The 18,973-nt window shown below is 67.7% G+C and carries 22 protein-coding genes; 17 read left to right on the top strand and 5 right to left on the bottom strand.

The window, feature by feature from the left end:
- Window positions 1-21 precede the first annotated feature (21 nt).
- Window positions 22-213 carry a biotin synthase auxiliary protein BsaP gene (gene bsaP, locus AU197_RS26360; protein ID WP_064406182.1) on the top strand — a complete coding sequence of 64 codons (192 nt, stop codon included), beginning with the start codon at window positions 22-24 and terminating at the stop codon, window positions 211-213.
- On the top strand, window positions 210-887 hold the full coding sequence (locus tag AU197_RS24095) for a DUF2567 domain-containing protein (RefSeq protein ID WP_064406184.1): 678 nt from the start codon (window positions 210-212) through the stop codon (window positions 885-887). The genes bsaP and AU197_RS24095 overlap by 4 nt, the downstream gene beginning before the upstream one ends.
- Here AU197_RS24095 and AU197_RS24100 read toward each other — a convergent pair.
- The gene (locus AU197_RS24100) at window positions 844-2,181 is read right to left on the bottom strand and encodes a lipase family protein (protein WP_064406187.1); all 1,338 of its coding nucleotides are present in this window, start codon (window positions 2,179-2,181) and stop codon (window positions 844-846) included. The two genes, AU197_RS24095 and AU197_RS24100, sit on opposite strands and share 44 nt — an antisense overlap.
- 42 nt (window positions 2,182-2,223) lie before the next feature.
- Entirely contained in the window at window positions 2,224-2,916 is a 693-nt protein-coding gene (locus tag AU197_RS24105) for an NUDIX hydrolase (RefSeq protein WP_064406188.1), read from the bottom strand.
- Between the two features lie 47 nt (window positions 2,917-2,963).
- Here AU197_RS24105 and nadA point away from each other — a divergent pair, with 47 nt between their 5' ends.
- Genes nadA through AU197_RS24125 form a run of 4 tightly spaced genes read left to right on the top strand, consistent with a single transcriptional unit; the run spans window position 2,964 to window position 6,943 of the window.
- Window positions 2,964-4,007, top strand: coding sequence for a quinolinate synthase NadA (gene nadA / locus AU197_RS24110; RefSeq protein WP_064406190.1), 1,044 nt, complete (start codon window positions 2,964-2,966; stop codon window positions 4,005-4,007).
- Window positions 4,004-5,581 (top strand): L-aspartate oxidase, encoded by a 1,578-nt coding sequence (locus AU197_RS24115; protein WP_064406191.1) that lies wholly within the window; start codon window positions 4,004-4,006, stop codon window positions 5,579-5,581. Before nadA ends, AU197_RS24115 begins: the two co-directional genes overlap by 4 nt.
- Entirely contained in the window at window positions 5,581-6,438 is an 858-nt protein-coding gene (gene nadC / locus AU197_RS24120; RefSeq protein ID WP_064406414.1) for a carboxylating nicotinate-nucleotide diphosphorylase, read from the top strand. The genes AU197_RS24115 and nadC overlap by 1 nt, the downstream gene beginning before the upstream one ends.
- A 22-nt stretch (window positions 6,439-6,460) precedes the next feature.
- Window positions 6,461-6,943 (top strand): hypothetical protein, encoded by a 483-nt coding sequence (locus AU197_RS24125; RefSeq protein ID WP_064406193.1) that lies wholly within the window; start codon window positions 6,461-6,463, stop codon window positions 6,941-6,943.
- A 1-nt stretch (window position 6,944) separates the two neighbouring features.
- Here the strand turns inward: AU197_RS24125 and AU197_RS24130 are convergent, their stop codons facing one another.
- Window positions 6,945-7,511: a TetR/AcrR family transcriptional regulator gene (locus AU197_RS24130; RefSeq protein ID WP_064406195.1), complete on the bottom strand. Its 567-nt coding sequence runs from the start codon at window positions 7,509-7,511 to the stop codon at window positions 6,945-6,947.
- Between the two features lie 64 nt (window positions 7,512-7,575).
- Between AU197_RS24130 and AU197_RS24135 the strand changes: the two genes are divergently transcribed.
- The gene (locus tag AU197_RS24135) at window positions 7,576-8,601 is read left to right on the top strand and encodes a zinc-dependent alcohol dehydrogenase (protein WP_064406416.1); all 1,026 of its coding nucleotides are present in this window, start codon (window positions 7,576-7,578) and stop codon (window positions 8,599-8,601) included.
- 1 nt (window position 8,602) lies between these two features.
- Here AU197_RS24135 and AU197_RS24140 read toward each other — a convergent pair whose 3' ends face one another.
- Both AU197_RS24140 and AU197_RS24145 read right to left on the bottom strand, forming a co-directional pair.
- On the bottom strand, window positions 8,603-9,013 hold the full coding sequence (locus AU197_RS24140; protein WP_064406197.1) for a nitroreductase family deazaflavin-dependent oxidoreductase: 411 nt from the start codon (window positions 9,011-9,013) through the stop codon (window positions 8,603-8,605).
- An 85-nt stretch (window positions 9,014-9,098) separates the two neighbouring features.
- Entirely contained in the window at window positions 9,099-10,295 is a 1,197-nt protein-coding gene (locus AU197_RS24145; protein WP_231745180.1) for a PGRS repeat-containing protein, read from the bottom strand.
- 751 nt (window positions 10,296-11,046) lie between these two features.
- Here AU197_RS24145 and AU197_RS24150 point away from each other — a divergent pair.
- From AU197_RS24150 to AU197_RS24195, 10 genes are all read left to right on the top strand, one after another.
- Window positions 11,047-11,562: a hypothetical protein gene (locus AU197_RS24150; protein ID WP_064406201.1), complete on the top strand. Its 516-nt coding sequence runs from the start codon at window positions 11,047-11,049 to the stop codon at window positions 11,560-11,562.
- Between the two features lie 99 nt (window positions 11,563-11,661).
- Window positions 11,662-12,975, top strand: coding sequence for a histidinol dehydrogenase (hisD, locus tag AU197_RS24155; RefSeq protein WP_064406419.1), 1,314 nt, complete (start codon window positions 11,662-11,664; stop codon window positions 12,973-12,975).
- Window positions 12,972-14,102: a histidinol-phosphate transaminase gene (locus tag AU197_RS24160; RefSeq protein ID WP_064406203.1), complete on the top strand. Its 1,131-nt coding sequence runs from the start codon at window positions 12,972-12,974 to the stop codon at window positions 14,100-14,102. The genes hisD and AU197_RS24160 overlap by 4 nt, the downstream gene beginning before the upstream one ends.
- Window positions 14,081-14,713, top strand: a complete 633-nt coding sequence (hisB, locus tag AU197_RS24165) for an imidazoleglycerol-phosphate dehydratase HisB (protein WP_197415649.1) — start codon at window positions 14,081-14,083, stop codon at window positions 14,711-14,713. The genes AU197_RS24160 and hisB overlap by 22 nt, the downstream gene beginning before the upstream one ends.
- Complete coding sequence (hisH, locus tag AU197_RS24170; RefSeq protein ID WP_064406206.1) at window positions 14,710-15,330, top strand: imidazole glycerol phosphate synthase subunit HisH; 621 nt, start codon at window positions 14,710-14,712, stop codon at window positions 15,328-15,330. The genes hisB and hisH overlap by 4 nt, the downstream gene beginning before the upstream one ends.
- Window positions 15,331-15,380: 50 nt before the next feature.
- The gene (gene priA, locus AU197_RS24175) at window positions 15,381-16,109 is read left to right on the top strand and encodes a bifunctional 1-(5-phosphoribosyl)-5-((5-phosphoribosylamino)methylideneamino)imidazole-4-carboxamide isomerase/phosphoribosylanthranilate isomerase PriA (RefSeq protein WP_502687905.1); all 729 of its coding nucleotides are present in this window, start codon (window positions 15,381-15,383) and stop codon (window positions 16,107-16,109) included.
- A complete protein-coding gene (locus AU197_RS24180; protein WP_064406207.1) occupies window positions 16,109-16,924 on the top strand; it encodes an inositol monophosphatase family protein in 816 nt (271 codons plus the stop codon). Before priA ends, AU197_RS24180 begins: the two co-directional genes overlap by 1 nt.
- Entirely contained in the window at window positions 16,924-17,706 is a 783-nt protein-coding gene (hisF, locus tag AU197_RS24185) for an imidazole glycerol phosphate synthase subunit HisF (RefSeq protein WP_064406209.1), read from the top strand. The genes AU197_RS24180 and hisF overlap by 1 nt, the downstream gene beginning before the upstream one ends.
- Window positions 17,703-18,047 carry a phosphoribosyl-AMP cyclohydrolase gene (hisI, locus tag AU197_RS24190; RefSeq protein WP_064406212.1) on the top strand — a complete coding sequence of 115 codons (345 nt, stop codon included), beginning with the start codon at window positions 17,703-17,705 and terminating at the stop codon, window positions 18,045-18,047. The genes hisF and hisI overlap by 4 nt, the downstream gene beginning before the upstream one ends.
- A complete protein-coding gene (locus tag AU197_RS24195) occupies window positions 18,044-18,955 on the top strand; it encodes an alpha/beta fold hydrolase (RefSeq protein ID WP_064406214.1) in 912 nt (303 codons plus the stop codon). Before hisI ends, AU197_RS24195 begins: the two co-directional genes overlap by 4 nt.
- Window positions 18,956-18,973 lie beyond the last annotated feature (18 nt).

Below are 18,973 nucleotides of genomic sequence, written 5' to 3' on the forward strand. Positions count from 1 at the left end.
CGGCCGGTAGAACGTACAGGTATGGCGTTCAACGTCTACACGGGCGAGCCCGACGGCATCACGGTGCCGACCGCGGCCCAGCTGGGTCTGGAGCCGCCCCGGTTCTGCGCCGAATGCGGCAGGCGGATGATCGTGCAAGTGCGCCCCGACGGCTGGTCGGCCAAGTGCTCACGGCACGGGCTGACAGATTCGAAAGATCTGGAGCAGCGATGAACCACGCTGAGGCCGAGCCAAGATTCGACAGTGCCGCGCCGCGGTTCTCACGTACCCGCGCGGCGCTGACCGTCGGCGCGGCACTCGCGGCCACTGGTGCTGTGGTCGGCGCGGTGTGGGCATGGCTGGCGCCGCCGGTGCGCGGTGTCGTGGCATTGACGCGCGACGGTGACCGCGTCCGCGCGCACCTGGGCAACGAGAGCGACCACTTCTTCGTCGCGGCGTTCCTGCTCGTGGGAATGCTCTGTGTCGTCGCGGTCGTCGCGGCGGTGGCGGTATGGCAGTGGCGGGCGCATCGCGGACCGGTGATGACGGCGGCGCTGGCGACCGGATGCATGCTGGCCGCCGGGGTGGCCGCCGGTGTGGGCGCACTTCTTGTCCACCTGCGGTACGGGACCATAGACGTGGCCGCCGCGCCGCTCACCCCCGAAAACCGCGTGCACTACGTCACCGAGGCGCCGCCGGTCTTCTTCGGGCCCTCGCCGATACAGGCGGCGTTGACCATCCTGTTCCCGGCAGCCGTCGCGGCGCTCGTGTACTCGCTGGCCGCCGTGTCCACCGCGCGCGACGATCTCGGCGCATGGCCGCCGGTCGAGGTGCCGGCATTCGTCCCGCCGACCGCCCCGGCCGTTACAGCGGAGAGCGCTCCACCTTCCGGCCCGTCATCACCTTGACCGCGATCCGGACCAGCCGCGTCATTCCGACATAGGTCATCGGGTTCAGCAGCGTCGGCCAGGTCGTGCGGACCAGGTGCTCCGACAGCGGTTTGCCGTCGAACCGGTCGATCAGCCAGCGCAGCGCCATCGGCGCCGACATCGGGTGCAGCAACATGTGCTCGCTGAACATGTCGCGGTGATACGTCACCGAGGCGCCGCCACTTCGATAGATCTCGCTGAGCTCGTCGATGTCGTCGACCGAGACGATCCTGTCGTGAACGGCCTGCACGATCAGCACCGGCGGCGTGGGCACCGCGGTGCCCAGCTTGATGCTGTCGAAGACGTGCTTCACCTCGGGCATGTCGAGAATCTCGTTGAGCGGCCGGTCGACCAGCTTGCCCATGTCCATACCCGCGAAGCGCAGCACCGCCTGCGCGGTGGTCATGTCCTGGATGCGCGTCAGCATCGCCTTGCCCGTGTCGGTGGCGTGCTCCTGGATGACCCGGTCCAGGTCCGGATAGACATGACTCAGCGCCGCCACCACCATCGCGGGCAGGCCCGAGTACAGGCTGCCGTTGAGCCGCCGGTAGGCGTGTCCGAGATCCCCGACGGGGGAACCGAGCACCGCGCCGACGATGTTGAGCTCGGGGGCGTACTGGCTGTGCATCTCGGCCGCCCACGCCGACGCCAGGCCGCCGCCTGAGTAGCCCCAGAGGCCGATGGGCGCCGATTCGGTCAGCCCGAGCCGTTCGCAGCTCACCGCCGCACGCAGGCCGTCGAGAATGCGATATCCCGGCTCGTACGGCGTGCCCCAGAGCCCGTGTGCGCCCTCGTGGTCCGGTACCGACACGGCCCATCCCTCGGCGAGCGCGGCGGCGATCAGCAGGAACTCCAGCTGGGCGAGAGCGCCGGGAGCCAGTGCCTTGCGGCGCAACGCGTACGACGGGAAGCAGCGCGAGGACACCGCGTCGATCGCACATTGATAGGAGATCACCGGTATGACGTCGCGGTTGGCCCGCTCGGCGGGCACGATCACCGTGGTCACGGTGGCCTCCGCCGCACCGTTCATGTCGGTGGTGCGGTACAGCAGCTGCGTCGCGGTGAACTTCTGCGGGATCAGGCCGAGAAACGCCAGCTCGACGTCGCGGCTGCGCAGGACGGTGCCCGGTTCGGCGTGCTGAAAGCCGCTTGGCGGGTCGTAGAAGGGGTCCTCGCTGGGGAGCTGCGGACGGGTGCCGCGCTTCAGGTCTTCGTGGGGTACGAGCCCGATCCACTCGGCACCTGTTGCTGGCGCGGCGTTGCCCAGAGACATTCGGCCATTCTTACTTAAGGAAGCCTTAAGAATCCAGTCGACTCACCCGGGCGGGCGCAGGGCGGCGAACTCGTCCGTCACGCGGTAGCGCGCCTCGGTGAACCGGTACAGCGCCGCCGGCCGGCCACCGCTGCGGCCGGACCGGGCGGTGGTGCCGGTGCGGGTGATGACGTTGCGGCGCTCGAGCACGCGTTGCAGGTTCGTGGCGTCGACGTGGTGGCCGAGCGCGGCGCTGTAGATGTCCCTCAGCGCGGACAGCGCGAATTCCGTTGGCGCCAAGGCGAACCCGATATTCGTGTACGACAGTTTGGCGACGAGGCGAGTGCGTGCGTGTTCGACCATGGTGCCGTGGTCGAACGCCATCGGCGGCAGGTCGCTCACCGGGTGCCAACGCGTATCGGGCGGCAACGCCGGAGTCGCGGGGGAGGGCACCAGCCCGAGGAAGGTCGACGCGATCGTCCGGTCTCCGGGGACCCGGCGCGGATCCGAGAACACCGCGAGCTGCTCGAGGTGGGCAAGCTCACGCAAATCCACTTTCTCGGCGAGTTGACGGCGCACCGAGCTCGTCATGTCCTCGTCGTCACCGAGACACCCGCCCGGAAGTGACCACCTGCCGCGCTGAGGATCCAGTGCTCGCTGCCACAACAGCACGTGAAGTGCTGATTTCCCGTCGGCGACTTCCCGAACCTGGAACACGGCGGCGAGCACCTCGTGGGCGGTGCTAGTATGTGCCATGTTTTCGATTGTAAGTCGAAAACTCGATTTGGACGAAGGAGGCGGCCATGACGGTTCTGGACCGGATGCCCGCAGACAACCTCTCGAGCCGCATCGTCGACGGTCCGGCCGGTTTCTCCGGGGTCGACGGCGACGAGGAGTGGGCCGCCGAGGTTCGTCGCCTTGCCGATCTGCGGGGCGCGACGCTGTTGGCGCACAACTACCAGTTGCCCGCCATCCAGGATGTCGCCGATCACGTCGGTGATTCGCTGGCGTTGTCGCGGATCGCTGCCGAGGTGCCCGAGGACACCATCGTGTTCTGCGGCGTGCACTTCATGGCCGAGACGGCCAAGATCCTGTCCCCGGACAAGACGGTGCTCATTCCGGACCAGCGGGCCGGCTGTTCGCTCGCCGACTCCATCACGGCCGACGAACTGCGCGCGTGGAAGGCCGAGCATCCCGGCGCGGTCGTGGTGTCCTACGTCAACACCACCGCGGCGGTGAAGGCCGAGACCGACATCTGCTGCACGTCGTCCAACGCCGTCGAGGTGGTGGCGTCGATTCCCGAGGACCGCGAAGTGCTGTTCTGTCCGGATCAGTTCCTGGGCGCACACGTCCGGCGCGTCACGGGCCGCAAGAACCTGCACGTGTGGGCGGGCGAGTGCCACGTGCATGCCGGGATCAACGGCGACGAGCTCGCCGATCAGGCTCGCTCCCATCCAGATGCCGAGCTGTTCGTCCACCCCGAATGCGGTTGCGCGACATCGGCTTTGTACCTCGCAGGAGAGGGCTCCTTCCCGGAGGAACGCGTCAAGATTCTGTCGACGGGCGGCATGCTGGACGCCGCCCGCGAGACCGGTGCGCGGCAGGTGCTGGTCGCCACGGAGGTCGGGATGCTGCACCAGTTGCGCCGCGCCGCACCGGATGTGGACTTCATGGCCGTCAATGACCGCGCGTCCTGCCGGTTCATGAAGATGATCACCCCCGCCGCGCTGCTGCGCTGCCTGGTGGAGGGCAAGGACGAGGTGCACGTCGATCCCGAGACCGCACGGCTGGCGCGGGCCAGCGTGCAACGCATGATCGCGATCGGCCAGCCCGGCGGCGGAGAATGACGCGTCCGGCGGCTTGCGGTGCCGGCAGGTGGGCCGGTCATTGGCAGCAGCGCGCCGACGTCGTGGTGATCGGGACCGGAGTGGCGGGCCTGGTGGCCGCCCTGGCCGCGCATCGTCAGGGCCGAAAAGTCATGGTGCTCAGCAAGGCCCCCAAACTAGAGGGGACCACTGCGACGTTCTATGCCCAGGGCGGGATCGCCGTCGTGCTGCCCGACGCCCTGCGCGAGGACGGTGACTCGATCGAGGCGCACATCGCCGACACGCTCGCCGCGGGGGCGGGGTTGTGTGATCCCGACGCCGTGCGCTCGATCGTAACCGACGGGTACCGCGCGGTCGCCGAACTTGTCGAGCACGGCGCGCAGTTCGATGAGTCGACACCCGGCACGTGGTCGCTGACCCGCGAGGGAGGGCATTCGCGGCGCCGGATCATCCACTCGGGGGGCGACGCGACCGGCGCCGAGGTGCAGCGAGCCCTCAACCGCGCGGCGGCCACGCTGGACATCCGCACCAATCACGTCGCGGTCGAGATCCTGCACGACGCCGGCGCTGTCACCGGTGTCCTGGTGCTCAACGACGACGGGTTCGGCGTGGTGCACGCACCGTCGGTGATACTCGCGACCGGGGGACTGGGTCACCTCTACTCGGCGACCACCAACCCAGATGGGTCGACGGCAGACGGCGTCGCGCTGGCCACGTGGGCCGGAGTTCCGGTCGGCGACATCGAGTTCATCCAGTTCCACCCCACCATGCTCTTCGACGGCCACCACGGGGGCAGGCGCCCGCTGATCACCGAGGCCGTTCGCGGTGAGGGCGCGATACTCGTTGACTCGCAAGGCCGTTCGGTCACCGCCGGGGTTCACCCGATGGGTGACCTCGCGCCCCGTGACGTGGTTGCCGCGGCGATCCACGCCCGCATCGAGCAGACGGGCGCGCCTTGTGTGTTTCTCGACGCCCGGCGAATCGACAACTTCGCGAGGCGATTCCCGACGGTGACGGCCGCCTGTCGGGCTGCGGGTATCGATCCCACGCTCGAGGCGATTCCGGTGCTACCGGGCGCGCACTACAGCTGCGGCGGCGTGGTCACCGATGTGCACGGACGCACTGACCTGGCGGGCCTGTTTGCCGCGGGTGAGGTGGCGCGGACGGGTATGCACGGCGCGAACAGGCTGGCGTCGAACAGCTTGCTCGAGGGTCTCGTGGTCGGGAGTAGGGCCGGAAAGGTCGCTGCCGCATATTCTTTGGCTGTCGGGCCCGTGACGGCGCGGCCGCCGGAGCCGGTGGTGCGGCGGGCCCTGCCCCGTGCCGATCTGCAGCGGGCGATGACCAAGAACGCCGGTGTGGTTCGCGACGCGGACGGACTGCGCATCCTGGCCAAGGAACTCGACACCGCGCCGCCCCGGGTGATCGACTCACGCGGCGACTTCGAGGACGCCGCGCTGACCAACGCTGCGATGGCGGTGGCCGCGGCGGCGTTGGCCCGTACCGAATCTCGAGGTTGTCATCATCGCCGGGACTACCCCGACATCGACCCCTTGCAGGCACGCACCCTCGAGCCGGCGGAAGTGTGCTGCTGATGGAGCTGAACGCCGACGAGCTCACCGAGGCTCGCAGGGTGATCGCCCGCGCCCTCGAAGAGGATCTGCGGTACGGGCCCGACGTCACCACGCTGGCGACGGTTCCCGCCGACTCCAGGACCACGGCGTCGATGGTGGTCCGTGAGGCCGGCGTGATCGCGGGTGTGGACATCGCACTGCTCGCGTTCGACGAGGTGATCGGCCCCGGCAACTATCTGGTCAAGCATCGCGTCGAGGACGGCGCCCACCTCGAACCGGGCGGTGTCGTGCTCACCGTCGAAGCGCCCACGCAGGGGCTGCTCACCGCCGAACGCACCACGCTGAACCTGGTATGTCACCTCTCGGGCATCGCGACCGCGACCGCGGGGTGGGTCGAAGCGGTGTCCGGGACGGCGGCGAAGATCCGCGATACTCGTAAGACGTTGCCGGGCTTGCGCGCACTGCAGAAGTACGCGGTGCGCGTCGGCGGCGGGGTCAATCACCGCATGGGGCTCGGGGATGCGGCGCTGATCAAGGACAACCACGTGGCGGCGGCGGGGTCGGTGCTGGCGGCACTACGGGCGGTGCGCGCGTCGGCGCCCGGACTCGAATGTGAGGTCGAGGTCGACTCGCTCGAGCAGCTCGACGAAGTCCTAAGCGAAAACGTCGAACTCGTGCTGCTCGACAACTTCCCCGTGTGGCAGACGCAGATCGCCGTGCAGCGCCGTGACTCCCGGTCACCGGCAACCAAGCTGGAATCGTCGGGTGGGCTGTCGCTGGAAAGCGCAGCCGAATATGCGGGCACGGGTGTCGATTATCTCGCGGTGGGTGCGCTCACGCATTCGGTGCGGGTGCTCGATATCGGACTCGATATCTGATCCGACCGCTAACATCGGTCGCGTGGAAGAGGATTCGTCTCGGCGTCTTGCGTTGCTGGTCGTCGTCAGCCTGGTGGTAGCCGTTGTCGCCGTGGCGCTCGCCGGATGGGCGCTGTTCAGAACCAGCGCGTCTGAGCCCGAATACGATTCCACCCAGGTCGCCGACGCCAAGACACGAGTCTGTAGCGCCGCCGACGTGGTCCGCAAAGGCATCACGCTCAACACGAACATGCAGCCCGAAGGTGGTCCGCAGGACGTCACCGGGGCGCAGGCGGTAGCTGCCAATGCGCGGATCTCGTTGTACGACGGAGGTCAGTACCTGCTGGAGCGGCTCGATCCGGCGACCCCGGTGGTGCTCGCGGAGAAAGTCGAACAGTTCGCCAACAACTTGATGGACATCGGCGCCAACGCTACCGCCGGAGTGCCCAATGACGATCCGGCGCAAGCGAAACGGCTGACCGACGCCGACGCGGAGAACAAGAGCATCACCGAGCTCTGCAAGTAGCTCACCGGCTCAGCAGCGTCCGAGCTGCGGCCTTCGCAGAGTCGAGGGCGGCGGTGTCACCTGCGGTTCGGGCGAGTATCAACGCACCCTCGACGAGCGCTATCAGAGCCAGCGCGGTCTGCTCGGCGTCGTCCTGCGCCCACCCGTCGGCATGCAGCCGGTCCGCGATGGCCCGGCGCCAGCCTGCGAACGCTGTCGCCGATGCTTGCCGCACCAGTGCGCTGGCGTCGACCGACTCGGTGGCGATCGGCTCGATGGGGCAGCCGTCGCGCGGGTCGGAGGTCAGTCCCGAGGCCATCAGGTCGAGCCAGCCGTCGATGAGGTCGGGTACGGGTGCCTCTGTGGCCAGCAGGTCCCGCAGTCGCTGTTCGATGTCGGCGCCGACACGCGCAACCACGGCGGCCGCCAACTGTTGTTTGCCCTTGGGGAAGTGGTGGTACAGCGAGCCCGCTTTGACCTCGGCGAGCTCGAGGATCTGGTTGACGCCGGTCGCCGCGTAGCCCTGCCTGCGGAACAGTAGTGCCGCAGTGTCGATCAGAGCGGCGCGACTGCGGTCCGGGCGAGGCATGTCTTGACTTTACTAGAAAGATCGCTCAAGAATAGTTGAGCGATCACTAAAGAAGGGCGTGACCATGCAACAGCTGATGCTCGAAGACGCCGGTAAGTACGCCTGGCGTGAGGCACCCGACCCGCAACTCGCCGGTCCGGGGCAAGCGCTCGTCAGACCAATTGCGGTGGCGTGCTGTGACCTCGATGTGGCGGTGGTGCAGGGTCGGCTGCCGATGCCGCCTGGTCATGCGGTCGGGCATGAGGGGGTGGCCGAGGTGGTCGCGATCGGTGACGACGTGCGCAGTGTCGCGGTCGGCGATCGGGTTGTTGTGCCGTTTCAGATCAGCTGCGGTGAGTGCGGCGCGTGTCTGCGGGGTGTGACCGGGTCGTGTGCGTCCGTGCCGCTGATGGCGACGTACGGGATGGCGCCGCTGTCGGGTCTCGACGGCGGCGGTTTCATGGCCGACCTGGTGCTGGTGCCGTATGCCGACGCGATGCTCGTGCCGTTGCCCGAGGGCGCCGACCCCATCGCCGTCGCCTCGATGTCGGACAACATCCCCGACGGTTGGCGCGGCGTCGGGCCGTATCGCGACGAGCTTGCTTCGCTACCGGTGGCGGATCAACGGGTGCTGGTCGTGGGACGGCTGTCGATCGGCCTGTACGCGGCGGCGACGGCGGTCGCGGCGGGTGTGCACGTGGACTACGTCGACACCGATCCGCACCGGCTTGCGGTGGCCGAGAAGCTGGGCGCGGTCGTGCACGACCGCGAGAAGCCCGACAAGACCGCTGATCCGTATCCGGTGACGGTGCACACGTCGGCGGACCCGGCGCTGTTGGCGGCGACGCTGCGGGCGACCTGGCCGGATGGTGTGTGCACCGACACCGGCATCTACTACCAGGGCGCGGTGGAGATGCCGCTGCTGTCGATGTACACGCGCGGCGCGCGTTTCGTCACGGGGCGGGTCAATGCCCGCGCGGTGCTACCGGAGGTATTGGAACTGCTTGCCGGACAGGATCTTTCGGCTGCTGTGGAACGTGTGATCCCGTGGGAGGAGGCGCCGGAGTTGTGGCCGAGAATGACGGGGAAGACGGTGTTCAGCCGGTTGTAGCTCAGGCGATGTCGGCGACGAAGACGCCCATCTTCTTGGCCTGGAGGCGGGCCATGAAAGGTAGGCCTTGCGCGTCGCCGCCGGCGGGCACGATGCGCGGGTTGATGATGTGCACCGTGCGCGAGCCGAAGAGCACGTCGGCCTCGTTGGCGGCCAGCACGTTCTTCACCCAGTCGGTCTTGCCGTGGCCCAGCGCGACCGCGAGGGTGTTGCCCTTGCGGAACGGGGTGATGACGGTTTCGTAGGTCTTGCCGGACTTGCGGCCGCGGTGCCGGATTTTCGCGAGACCGGGGATGAACCGCGAGACCCGCTTGACCATCGGGTTCATGTACTTGATCTGCAGACGCTCGAACGTGGGCGGATACACCATCGGCACGCCCGGCGCGTTGTTGGGGTGATCCTTGGCGGACATGTTTTGGGACATTACGTGACGATGCCCGCCCCCAGGCAGGGGACGGGCATCGCCAGTTGTGATGCGGCTTCAGCCAGTTCGGTGATTACGGGCTGTTGTCGCCGTCAGCACCGGAGCTGCCGTCGCGGCCACCCAAACTCCCGCCGGTGCCGGCGGTCCCGCCGGTGCCGCCGCTATCGGGGTCGGCTACGCCGCCGTCGGCGTTTCCGCCAGCACCGCCGTCACCACCGTTGGAGAGGACGGTCCCGCCGTCGCCGCCGCTGCCGCCGTTTCCGGCGGAAGTGGTGCCAGTGCCGCCCTGGGTGGCTGTTGCATCGCCACCAACGCCACCATTACGGCCGTTGCCGAAAATGACACCACTGTTGCCAGCGTTCCCGCCGTCGGCGCCATCGGCCCTGCCCGTGTCCGTATCGGCGTCACCGGCGTCGCCGCCCGCACCGCCACTACCGATGTAGTCCGCGTCGCCGCCGTCGCCGCCTTCGCCGGACTCGGCCACGCCGGCCGGGGTCTCGGCATCGCCGCCCGTGCCGCCGTCGCCGCCCCCCGTACCGCCGGTGCCGCCATCGCCTGCGTCGCCGCCGGTGGCATCGTTGCCTCCGACAGCCGTTGCGTCGCCGCCGTCGCCACCGTCGCCGCCGACGCCGACGTAGCCGCCCGTGCCACCCTGGCCACCCTGGCCGCCCTCGGCGTTGCTGTCGGCGTCAAGGATGCCGCCGTCGAGGTCAAGGACGACGCCGCCGGGATTGTCGTCGCCGCCGCCGTTACCGCCGCCGCCGCCGCTACCGATCACGCCACCGTTGCCGCCGTCACCGCCGTTCTCCGCGGCCCTGGTCTGCGTCGTTACGCCTCCTACCGTGACGTAAGCCGCGTCGCGTCCGTTGCCGCCCTGGCCACCGTTACCGAAGAAGCCGGCGTTGCCGCCGTTGCCGGGTCTGGAAAGGACGTCCGCAAGCGAGTCGGTGGGGCTGTAGCCGTCGCCGCCGCTACCGAACAGCCAGCCGCCGTCTTCGCCATCAGGGGACAGGCTCGTGCCGTCAGCACCGTTGCCGATCGCCCCGAACGTGAACACCTTGACCAGCGGGTTGTCCAGGAAAGGATCGAATGCGTTGATGAAGGGCGCCGGATCGAACGCACCGTTCCGACTGAAATCGGCACCCTCACCTATGCCGAGGCCGAGGAAGTCAGTCGGCAAGAAATTGCACGGTACGAGTGAGCAGACGTCGGCTTCGTCCTGCGCTTGCGCAGTTCCGATCGACCCGAAGCCGACAAACGCGGCGGTCATCGCCCCGCCCAGCATTGCACCGCCGACAGCACGCCGTGCGACCGCACCTCGCTCTAAGGCTGCGCGGTGGTTACCGCCAGCTGATTTCCTGGACATACGTACCCCTTCTGTCGAACCTGGATCGGCCGATCCAGTTACCCCAACGCCTCTGACGTCCGTTCGCGAAGCAAGTGGCCGAGTGGCTGGACCTCGTGTTCACTCTCGTCGTCAGCTAATCGATGATGTCGATCACAGACATATTGACACCTAGCGCTCGCTTTGCCTAGCAACTTTTAGAATCTCGTGAAAAAAAGCCAAATCAACCGCCCAGTCAATTCTGCAAGGGATGCAATATCCGAGGGCGGAAGCGTTTACGGGCGCAACGACCCTTCGCAATCGGCGGGTGACTGCAGCAATCACGATATTGATGCTCGCGTTGATTCTGTGGGCTGCATACAGCCACGAAAAACCGTATGTGAGCTGGGCTGAATGCCTTAGCGAGTTAACGCCAGAGACATACGTTCCTCGAGCGTGCCGCCCCTCTATGGCGGTGAGGACGACGGGAATAGCCATTTTGCGAAGAGGCATGGACAAAGGCATTCAAGATCGAGCGCCAGCACCTATCCAGCTAACTTCAGACTTTAACTGCTTGAGTTAGCAACAGTCTCGTCGGCAACGTTCTGCGAATTGATCTTGTTCTGTACACGCCGATCGACGACTGATTTCGAAGTTTGCTGCACGGAGAGTCGAACTCCTCTATACGATCGGCCGCATGTCTGAGGCATCGCAGTCTTCACGGGGGTCCATCGTTTCCGTTCTCGCGCTGGTCGTGGCGCTTGTAGCGTTAGGCGTCGCGGTCTGGGCGTTGGTCAAGGAGCCGGCCTCGACGACCCAGGACAGCGGTTCAGCTGGACCCGCGTCGGTCTTTACTGGTACATCCACCGATGACCCGAAGGCCGCCTCCTGCCAGGCGTTCGACCTCGTTCGGCGTGGGGTTCAGCTGAACACCAACCTGCAACCCCCTGGTGGCCCGCAGGACGCGACGGGAACTTTGGCGGTGGGTGCAAATGCTCGTTTGTCGCTATACGAGGGCGGGGCGTATCTGCTGGCCCGCCTGCATCCGGATACGCCATCGGAGTTGGCTGATGCGATCCGCTCGTTCGGCAACCAGCTCATGGACATCGGGGCGCGCTCGATTGCAGGCATCGCGAACGCCGACCCTGACCAAGCAGCCCGGCTGAAGAATGCCGACGCCACCAGCGGCAAAATCGCTGGTCTCTGCAAGTGAGCGGCCGCCTCGCCTGACCAGAGGCGCTGCCTTTCGCCGCGGTGATATCGATTTGGCCTGTTCTGGGACAATGGCTGTGTGAGCCCACCGTCATCCCCGATCGCCCGCATCGACCTGCGCGGCGCGCAGCTGTCCGCCGCGCAGCTGCGGTCCGCCCTGCCGCGCGGCGGCGTGGACGTGGACACGGTGGTGCCGAAGGTCCGCCCGATCGTCGACGCGGTCGCCGCGCGCGGAGCCGAGGCGGCGCTCGAATACGGTGACTCGTTCGACGGTGTGCGACCCGCGCAGGTCCGCGTACCCACGGCTCGCTTACACAGCGCCCTGGCTGAACTGCCCTCAGACGTCCGTGCCGCGCTCGAGGTGGCCATCGAACGTGCCCGCGCAGTCCACGCTGACCAGCGCCGTACCGATACGACCACGACGCTCGCCCCCGGGGCCACGGTCACCGAGCGCTGGGTACCGGTCGAGCGCGTCGGGCTGTACGTGCCCGGCGGCAACGCCGTGTACCCCTCCAGCGTCGTGATGAACGTCGTGCCCGCGCAGACCGCCGGCGTCGACTCCCTGGTGATCGCCAGCCCGCCGCAGGCGCAGTTCGACGGCCTCCCGCACCCGACGATCCTGGCCGCCGCCGCGCTGCTCGGCGTCGACGAGGTGTGGGCGGTCGGCGGGGCGCAGTCCATCGCGTTGCTGGCCTACGGCGGCACCGACACCGACGGCGCCGAACTCGCGCCCGTTGACATGATCACCGGCCCGGGCAACATCTACGTCACCGCGGCCAAGCGCATCTGCCGCTCCCAGGTGGGCATCGACGCCGAAGCCGGCCCCACCGAAATCGCGATCCTGGCCGACCACACCGCCGACCCCGTCCACGTCGCCGCCGATCTGATCAGCCAGGCCGAACACGACGAGATGGCCGCCAGCGTGCTGGTCACCCCGAGCGTCGAATTGGCCGACGCGACCGACCGTGAGCTGGCCAACCAGCTCCAGACGACGGTGCACCGCGAGCGGGTGACCGCCGCGCTGGGTGGAGAGCAGTCCGCCACGGTGCTCGTCGGCGATCTCGAGGCCGGCATCCGAACCGTGAACGCCTACGCCGCCGAGCACCTCGAAATCCAGACCCTCGATGCGCGCGAGGTGGCCGGTCGAATCCGTTCCGCGGGGGCGATTTTCGTCGGTCCCTATGCACCGGTCAGCTTGGGCGACTACTGCGCGGGATCCAACCACGTGCTGCCCACCGCGGGCTGTGCCCGTCACTCCAGCGGGCTGTCGGTGCAGACGTTCCTGCGCGGCATCCACGTCGTCGACTACGACGAGGCCGCGCTGAAAGATGTTTCCGGCTACGTGATCACGCTTGCTCAGGCCGAGAACCTGCCCGCGCACGGCGAAGCGGTGCGGCGGAGGTTCGAAAGGTGACCGTCGGAAAGAAGGCGACGCTCGACGAGCTTCCGCTGCGGAATGATCTGCGCGGAAAATCACCCTACGGTGCACCGCAATTGGACGTGCCGGTGCGGTTGAACACCAACGAGAACCCGCATCCGCCGACCAAAGCGCTGATCGACGACGTAACGGCGTCCGTCGCTGCGGTCGCGGGGGAGCTGCACCGGTACCCGGACCGCGACGCGGTGGCGCTGCGAACCGATCTGGCCGCTTACCTCTCGGCGCAGACACGCACTCAGCTCACTGTCGAAAATCTATGGGCGGCAAACGGTTCCAACGAGATCCTGCAACAGCTCCTGCAAGCCTTCGGTGGGCCCGGGCGCAGCGCAATCGGATTCGTGCCCTCGTACTCGATGCACCCGATCATCTCCGACGGCACGCAGACGCAGTGGCTGGTGGCCAACCGCGCCGATGACTTCAGCCTCGACATAGACGTGGCCGTGCGCGCGATCAAGGAACACAACCCCGACGTCGTCTTCATCGCGAGCCCGAACAACCCGTCGGGACAGAGCGTTCCGCTTGACGATCTCCGCCGCCTGCTCGACGCGATGAGCGCCGGCATGATGATCGTCGACGAGGCCTACGGCGAGTTCTCGTCGCAGCCCAGCGCGGTGCGCCTCATCGACGAGTACCCGACCCGGCTCGTGGTCACCCGCACGATGAGCAAGGCGTTCGCGTTCGCCGGCGGCCGACTCGGCTATCTGATCGCCGCACCCGCGGTGATCGACGCGATGCTGCTCGTCCGGCTGCCCTACCACCTGTCGTCAGTGACCCAGGCCGCCGCCCGCGCCGCACTGCGCCACGCCGACGACACGCTCGGCAGCGTCGCCACCCTCATCGCCGAACGCAACCGGGTCACACAAGCCCTGTCGGAGATGGGTTTTCGCGTGATCGACAGCGACGCCAACTTCGTGCTGTTCGGCGAGTTCGCCGACGCCCCCGCGACCTGGCAGCGCTACCTGGACGCCGGCATCCTCGTCCGCGACGTCGGGATCCCCGGATATCTGCGCGCCACCACCGGCCTGGCCGAGGAGAACGACGCGCTGCTGGCCGCCAGCGCCCGCCTGGCCGCGACCGAACTATCCCCAGTAGGAGCACCGTGAACGAACCCCGTCGCGCGACCATCGAGCGCAAGACCAAAGAGTCCGACATCGTCGTCGAACTGAACCTCGACGGCACCGGGCAGGTGCACGTTGACACCGGTGTGCCGTTCTTCGACCACATGCTGACCGCGCTCGGCAGTCACGCGAGTTTCGACCTGACCGTGCGCGCCAAGGGCGACGTCGAGATCGAGGGCCACCACACCATCGAGGACACCGCGATCGTGCTGGGGCAGGCGCTCGGGCAGGCGCTCGGTGACAAGAAGGGCATCCGCCGCTTCGGTGACGCGTGGATCCCGATGGACGAGACGCTCGCGCACGCCGCCGTCGACGTGTCGGGACGGGCGTACTGCGTGCACACCGGCGAACCGGATCACATGCTGCACTTCACGATCGCCGGCTCCTCGGCGCCGTACCACACCGTCGTCAACCGGCACGTGTTCGAGTCGCTGGCGATGAACGCCCGCATCGCGCTGCACGTGCGCACGATCTACGGACGCGACCCCCACCACATCACCGAGGCGCAGTACAAGGCCGTCGCCCGCGCGCTGCGACAGGCTGTCGAATACGACCCGCGGGTGACCGGTGTGCCGTCGACGAAAGGCACTCTGTGACAACCAACGTCGTCATCCTGGACTACGGTTCGGGCAATCTTCGCTCGGCTCAACGAGCCTTGGAGCGCGTCGGTGCCGACGTCACGGTCACCGCCGACGCCGACGCCGCACTGAACGCCGACGGGCTTGTGGTACCCGGCGTCGGGGCGTTCGAGGCGTGCATGGCCGGACTGCGCAAGATCGACGGCCCCAAGCTCATCGCCGACCGGGTGGCGGCCGGCCGGCCCGTGCTCGGCGTCTGTGTCGGTATGCAGATTCTGTTCTCCCGCGGTGTGGAGTTCGGGGTCGAGACCACCGGCTGCGGCCAATGGCCCGGTGCCGTGGTGCGACTCGACGCGCCGGTGATCCCGCACATGGGCTGGAACGTGGTCGACGCCCCCGAGGGCAGCACACTGTTCGCCGGAATGGAGGCGGACACCCGCTTTTATTTCGTGCACTCGTACGCCGCCCAGCAGTGGGAGGGCGATCCGGCGGCGAAACTGACATGGGCCACGCACCATGTGCCGTTCCTCGCCGCCGTCGAGGACGGACCACTGTCGGCCACGCAGTTCCACCCGGAGAAGAGCGGCGATGCCGGTGCCGCATTACTCGCTAACTGGGTGAAGGCATTAGGTTGACCACCGATGAGCGCTCGCGCGAAGAGGAGACCACCACAGTGCCGGAACGACTGATTCTTCTTCCCGCCGTCGACGTGGTCGAGGGCCGCGCTGTGCGCCTGGTGCAGGGCCAGGCAGGCAGCGAGACCGAATACGGCTCTGCGCTGGAGGCCGCGCTGACGTGGCAACGCGACGGCGCGGAGTGGATCCACCTCGTCGACCTCGACGCCGCGTTCGGCCGGGGCAGCAACCGAGAACTGCTGGCCGAGGTGGTCGGCAAGCTCGACGTGGCAGTCGAGCTGTCGGGCGGCATCCGTGACGACGAGTCGCTGGCGGCGGCGCTCGCCACCGGCTGTGCGCGGGTGAACCTCGGCACCGCAGCACTGGAGAACCCGCAGTGGTGCGCCAAGGTCGTCGCCGAACACGGCGAGAAGGTGGCCGTTGGCCTGGACGTGAAGATCGTCGACGGAGACCATCGCCTCCGCGGCCGCGGATGGGAGACCGACGGCGGAGACCTCTGGGAGGTCCTGGAACGGCTTGACGGAGAAGGCTGTTCGCGCTTCGTCGTGACCGATGTCACCAAGGACGGCACGCTCAACGGACCCAACCTCGAACTGCTCTCGAAGGTGACCGACCGAACGGACGCGCCGGTGATTGCGTCCGGCGGTGTGTCGAGCCTCGACGACCTGCGGGCGATCGCCACGCTGACCGATCGTGGTGTCGAAGGGGCGATCGTCGGAAAAGCGTTGTACGCCGGTCGATTCACCCTGCCGGAGGCCCTGGCCGCGGTGGAGCGGTAATGGCCCTGGACGCGGGCGACCTCGACGCCCTGGTCGCCGAGGCCGCGCAGATCCTCGACGACGCAGCGATCCCGTTCGTCGACGGCCACCGCGCGGACTCAGCGGTGCAGAAGAAGGGCGACGACTTCGCCACCGAGGTGGACCTGGCCATCGAACGTCAGGTCGTCGAGGCATTGACCGCCAGAACCGGAATCGAGGTGCACGGCGAGGAATTCGGCGGCGCGGATCTCAAGTCGCCGCTGGTGTGGGTGCTCGATCCGATCGATGGCACCTTCAACTACGCTGCCGGTTCGCCGATGGCGGCGATCCTGCTGGGCCTGGTGCGTGATGGCGAGCCGGTGGCCGGACTGACCTGGGTGCCCTTCACCAAGGAGCGCTTCACTGCCGTGGTCGGAGGGCCTCTGCGCTACAACGGAGTCGAGTCGCCCACGCTGGACCGGGCAGCGCTGTCCGACTCGATGGTCGGGGTCAGCACATTCAGCGTCGATTCCCGCGGCAAGGTGCCGGGACGTTACCGGCTCGCGGTCATCGAGAGCCTCAGCCGCAAGTGCTCACGCATGCGCATGCACGGGGCCACCGGTATCGACCTGGCCTATACGGCGGCCGCAATCCTCGGTGGCGCAATCAGTTTCGGTGGTCACGTGTGGGACCACGCCGCGGGGGTGGCCTTGATCCGCGCTGTGGGCGGTGTCGTGACCGACCTTGCGGGCAACGAGTGGACGGTGGATTGCCCGTCGGCACTCGCCGGCGCCCCCGGTGTGCACGAGGAATTGCTCGATCTGCTTGCCTCTGTCGGCGATCCCAAGGATTTCTGATGTACGGCAAGGATCTGGCGGTGCGGGTGATCCCGTGCCTGGATGTCGACGACGGCCGGGTGGTCAAGGGTGTCAACTTCGCAAATCTGCGTGACGCAGGCGATCCCGTCGAACTGGCCGCGGCCTACGACGCCGAGGGCGCCGACGAACTGACGTTCCTCGACGTGACGGCGTCGTCCTCGGGACGAGCCACCATGCTCGAGGTCGTGAAACGCACCGCCGAGCAGGTTTTCATCCCGTTGACGGTCGGCGGCGGGGTGCGCTCGGTGGCCGATGTGGACGTCCTGTTGCGGGCGGGTGCCGACAAGGTGGCGGTCAACACCGCGGCGATCGCCCGCCCAGAACTCCTCGCCGAATTGTCGCGGCAGTTCGGTTCGCAGTGCATCGTGCTGTCCGTCGACGCCCGCACGGTGCCGCGGGATCAGGAGCCGACGCCGTCGGGGTGGGAGGTCACCACCCATGGTGGGCGTCGGGGGACCGGATTCGACGCTGTTGAATGGGCAACGCGGGGCGCCGAACTCGGTGTCGGCGAGATCCTGTTGAATTCGATGGATTTCGACGGGACCAAGGCCGGTTTCGATCTGCCGATGATCGAGGCGGTTCGCGGTGCCGTGAACGTGCCGGTGATCGCGAGCGGCGGTGCGGGGGCACCCGAGCATTTCGCACCCGCCATCGCCTCGGGGGCCGATGCGGTGCTGGCGGCCAGCGTGTTCCATTTCCGAGAGCTCACCATCGCGCAGGTGAAGGCGGCGATGGCGGCCGAAGGGATAACCGTTCGATGACGCTCGATGCAGACATCGCGTCGCGACTCAAACGCGACGCCAACGGGTTGATCACCGCCGTCGTACAGGAGCGCGGCACCGGGCAGGTTCTGATGGTGGCGTGGATGGACGATCTCGCGCTGGCCCGCACGCTGGAAACCCGCCGCGCGACCTACTATTCGCGGTCGCGCCAACAGCATTGGATCAAGGGCGAGACGTCGGGCAACACTCAATACGTCCACTCGGTGCGGCTCGACTGCGACGGCGACACGGTGCTGCTGGAGGTCGATCAGGTCGGCGGTGCCTGTCACACGGGCGATCACAGTTGCTTCGATGCGGACCTGTTGATGGGGCCCGCGTGACAGAAGCAGATCGTGCCGTCGCCGTCGAGCTAGAGGGATCAGGCATCGAGCCGCCCGTCGACCCGCGTGTCCGCCGGGCGTTCTGGTGGCTGGAGCGCTTCGCGCCCGGCATCGGGTCGCGGTGGGCAGTCGAACTGTGGTGCACCCCGCCGGTCATGGAGTCGAACCTGCGCATGCCCCCCGGCGTCAAGCCAGGCGAGCCGATCGAAGCGCGCTGGAATGGTCACCGAGTCGTGGGTGAATCGTGGGGCGAGGGGCCCCCGGTGTATCTGGTGCACGGCTGGGGCGGGCGGCGCCCGCATCTGGGCACGTTCGTCAAACCGCTCATCGAATCCGGTCACCGGGTGATCGCGTTCGACTTGCCGAGCCACAACGAGTCCGAAGCGGGCGCACTCAAGCCCGGGCGCACGACGGCCATCGAATGCGCACACGCGGTCGGGGCCATGATCCGCGAACATGGGCCGGCCCGCGCGGTCGTCGCCCACTCTCTCGGCGCGAACGCAACGACGTTCGCGATCGCCTACGGCGCAAAAGTCGAGCGGCTGGTGTACCTCGCGCCGATGGGCGAATTCCCGCTCTATCTAGACTATTTCGCCAGACGCCACGGCTTCGGCCCCCGTATCCGCGCCGGACTGCAGCGCGGCCTCGAACGCCGCATCGAGATGCCGCTGTACGAAACCAACATGACCGTCGTCGGCGCCCGCACCGGTTACCCGCCGCTGCTGCTCATCCATGATCCGGATGACCCGGACACGCCCTATGAGACCAGCCAGCGCGTCGTCGCGTCTTGGCCGGGCGCGCAGTTGATGACGACCAAGGGCCTCGGCCGGTTGGCGCATTACCGGATTCTTCGGCATCGGCCGGCGATCCGCGCGGGCGTCGAGTTCATCGGTCCCGCAACGCCCTAAGCGCAGGCGCTTCCGTGA

It is taken from the genome of Mycobacterium sp. IS-1590 (assembly GCF_001500025.1).
Classification (GTDB): domain Bacteria; phylum Actinomycetota; class Actinomycetes; order Mycobacteriales; family Mycobacteriaceae; genus Mycobacterium.

What these genes read in the sequence shown, in the direction of transcription:
- AU197_RS24130 (WP_064406195.1), bottom strand. Translation starts at nt 7,511, where the DNA reads ATGCCTCGCCCGGACCGCAGTCGCGCCGCTCTGATCGACACTGCGGCA.
- nadA (WP_064406190.1), top strand. Translation starts at nt 2,964, where the DNA reads ATGACGGTTCTGGACCGGATGCCCGCAGACAACCTCTCGAGCCGCATC.
- AU197_RS24095 (WP_064406184.1), top strand. Translation starts at nt 210, where the DNA reads ATGAACCACGCTGAGGCCGAGCCAAGATTCGACAGTGCCGCGCCGCGG.
- AU197_RS24100 (WP_064406187.1), bottom strand. Translation starts at nt 2,181, where the DNA reads ATGTCTCTGGGCAACGCCGCGCCAGCAACAGGTGCCGAGTGGATCGGG.
- AU197_RS24135 (WP_064406416.1), top strand. Translation starts at nt 7,576, where the DNA reads ATGCAACAGCTGATGCTCGAAGACGCCGGTAAGTACGCCTGGCGTGAG.
- AU197_RS24180 (WP_064406207.1), top strand. Translation starts at nt 16,109, where the DNA reads ATGGCCCTGGACGCGGGCGACCTCGACGCCCTGGTCGCCGAGGCCGCG.
- AU197_RS24140 (WP_064406197.1), bottom strand. Translation starts at nt 9,013, where the DNA reads ATGTCCGCCAAGGATCACCCCAACAACGCGCCGGGCGTGCCGATGGTG.
- AU197_RS24150 (WP_064406201.1), top strand. Translation starts at nt 11,047, where the DNA reads ATGTCTGAGGCATCGCAGTCTTCACGGGGGTCCATCGTTTCCGTTCTC.
- bsaP (WP_064406182.1), top strand. Translation starts at nt 22, where the DNA reads ATGGCGTTCAACGTCTACACGGGCGAGCCCGACGGCATCACGGTGCCG.
- AU197_RS24115 (WP_064406191.1), top strand. Translation starts at nt 4,004, where the DNA reads ATGACGCGTCCGGCGGCTTGCGGTGCCGGCAGGTGGGCCGGTCATTGG.
- hisI (WP_064406212.1), top strand. Translation starts at nt 17,703, where the DNA reads ATGACGCTCGATGCAGACATCGCGTCGCGACTCAAACGCGACGCCAAC.
- nadC (WP_064406414.1), top strand. Translation starts at nt 5,581, where the DNA reads ATGGAGCTGAACGCCGACGAGCTCACCGAGGCTCGCAGGGTGATCGCC.
- hisF (WP_064406209.1), top strand. Translation starts at nt 16,924, where the DNA reads ATGTACGGCAAGGATCTGGCGGTGCGGGTGATCCCGTGCCTGGATGTC.
- AU197_RS24145 (WP_231745180.1), bottom strand. Translation starts at nt 10,295, where the DNA reads ATGACCGCCGCGTTTGTCGGCTTCGGGTCGATCGGAACTGCGCAAGCG.
- AU197_RS24105 (WP_064406188.1), bottom strand. Translation starts at nt 2,916, where the DNA reads ATGGCACATACTAGCACCGCCCACGAGGTGCTCGCCGCCGTGTTCCAG.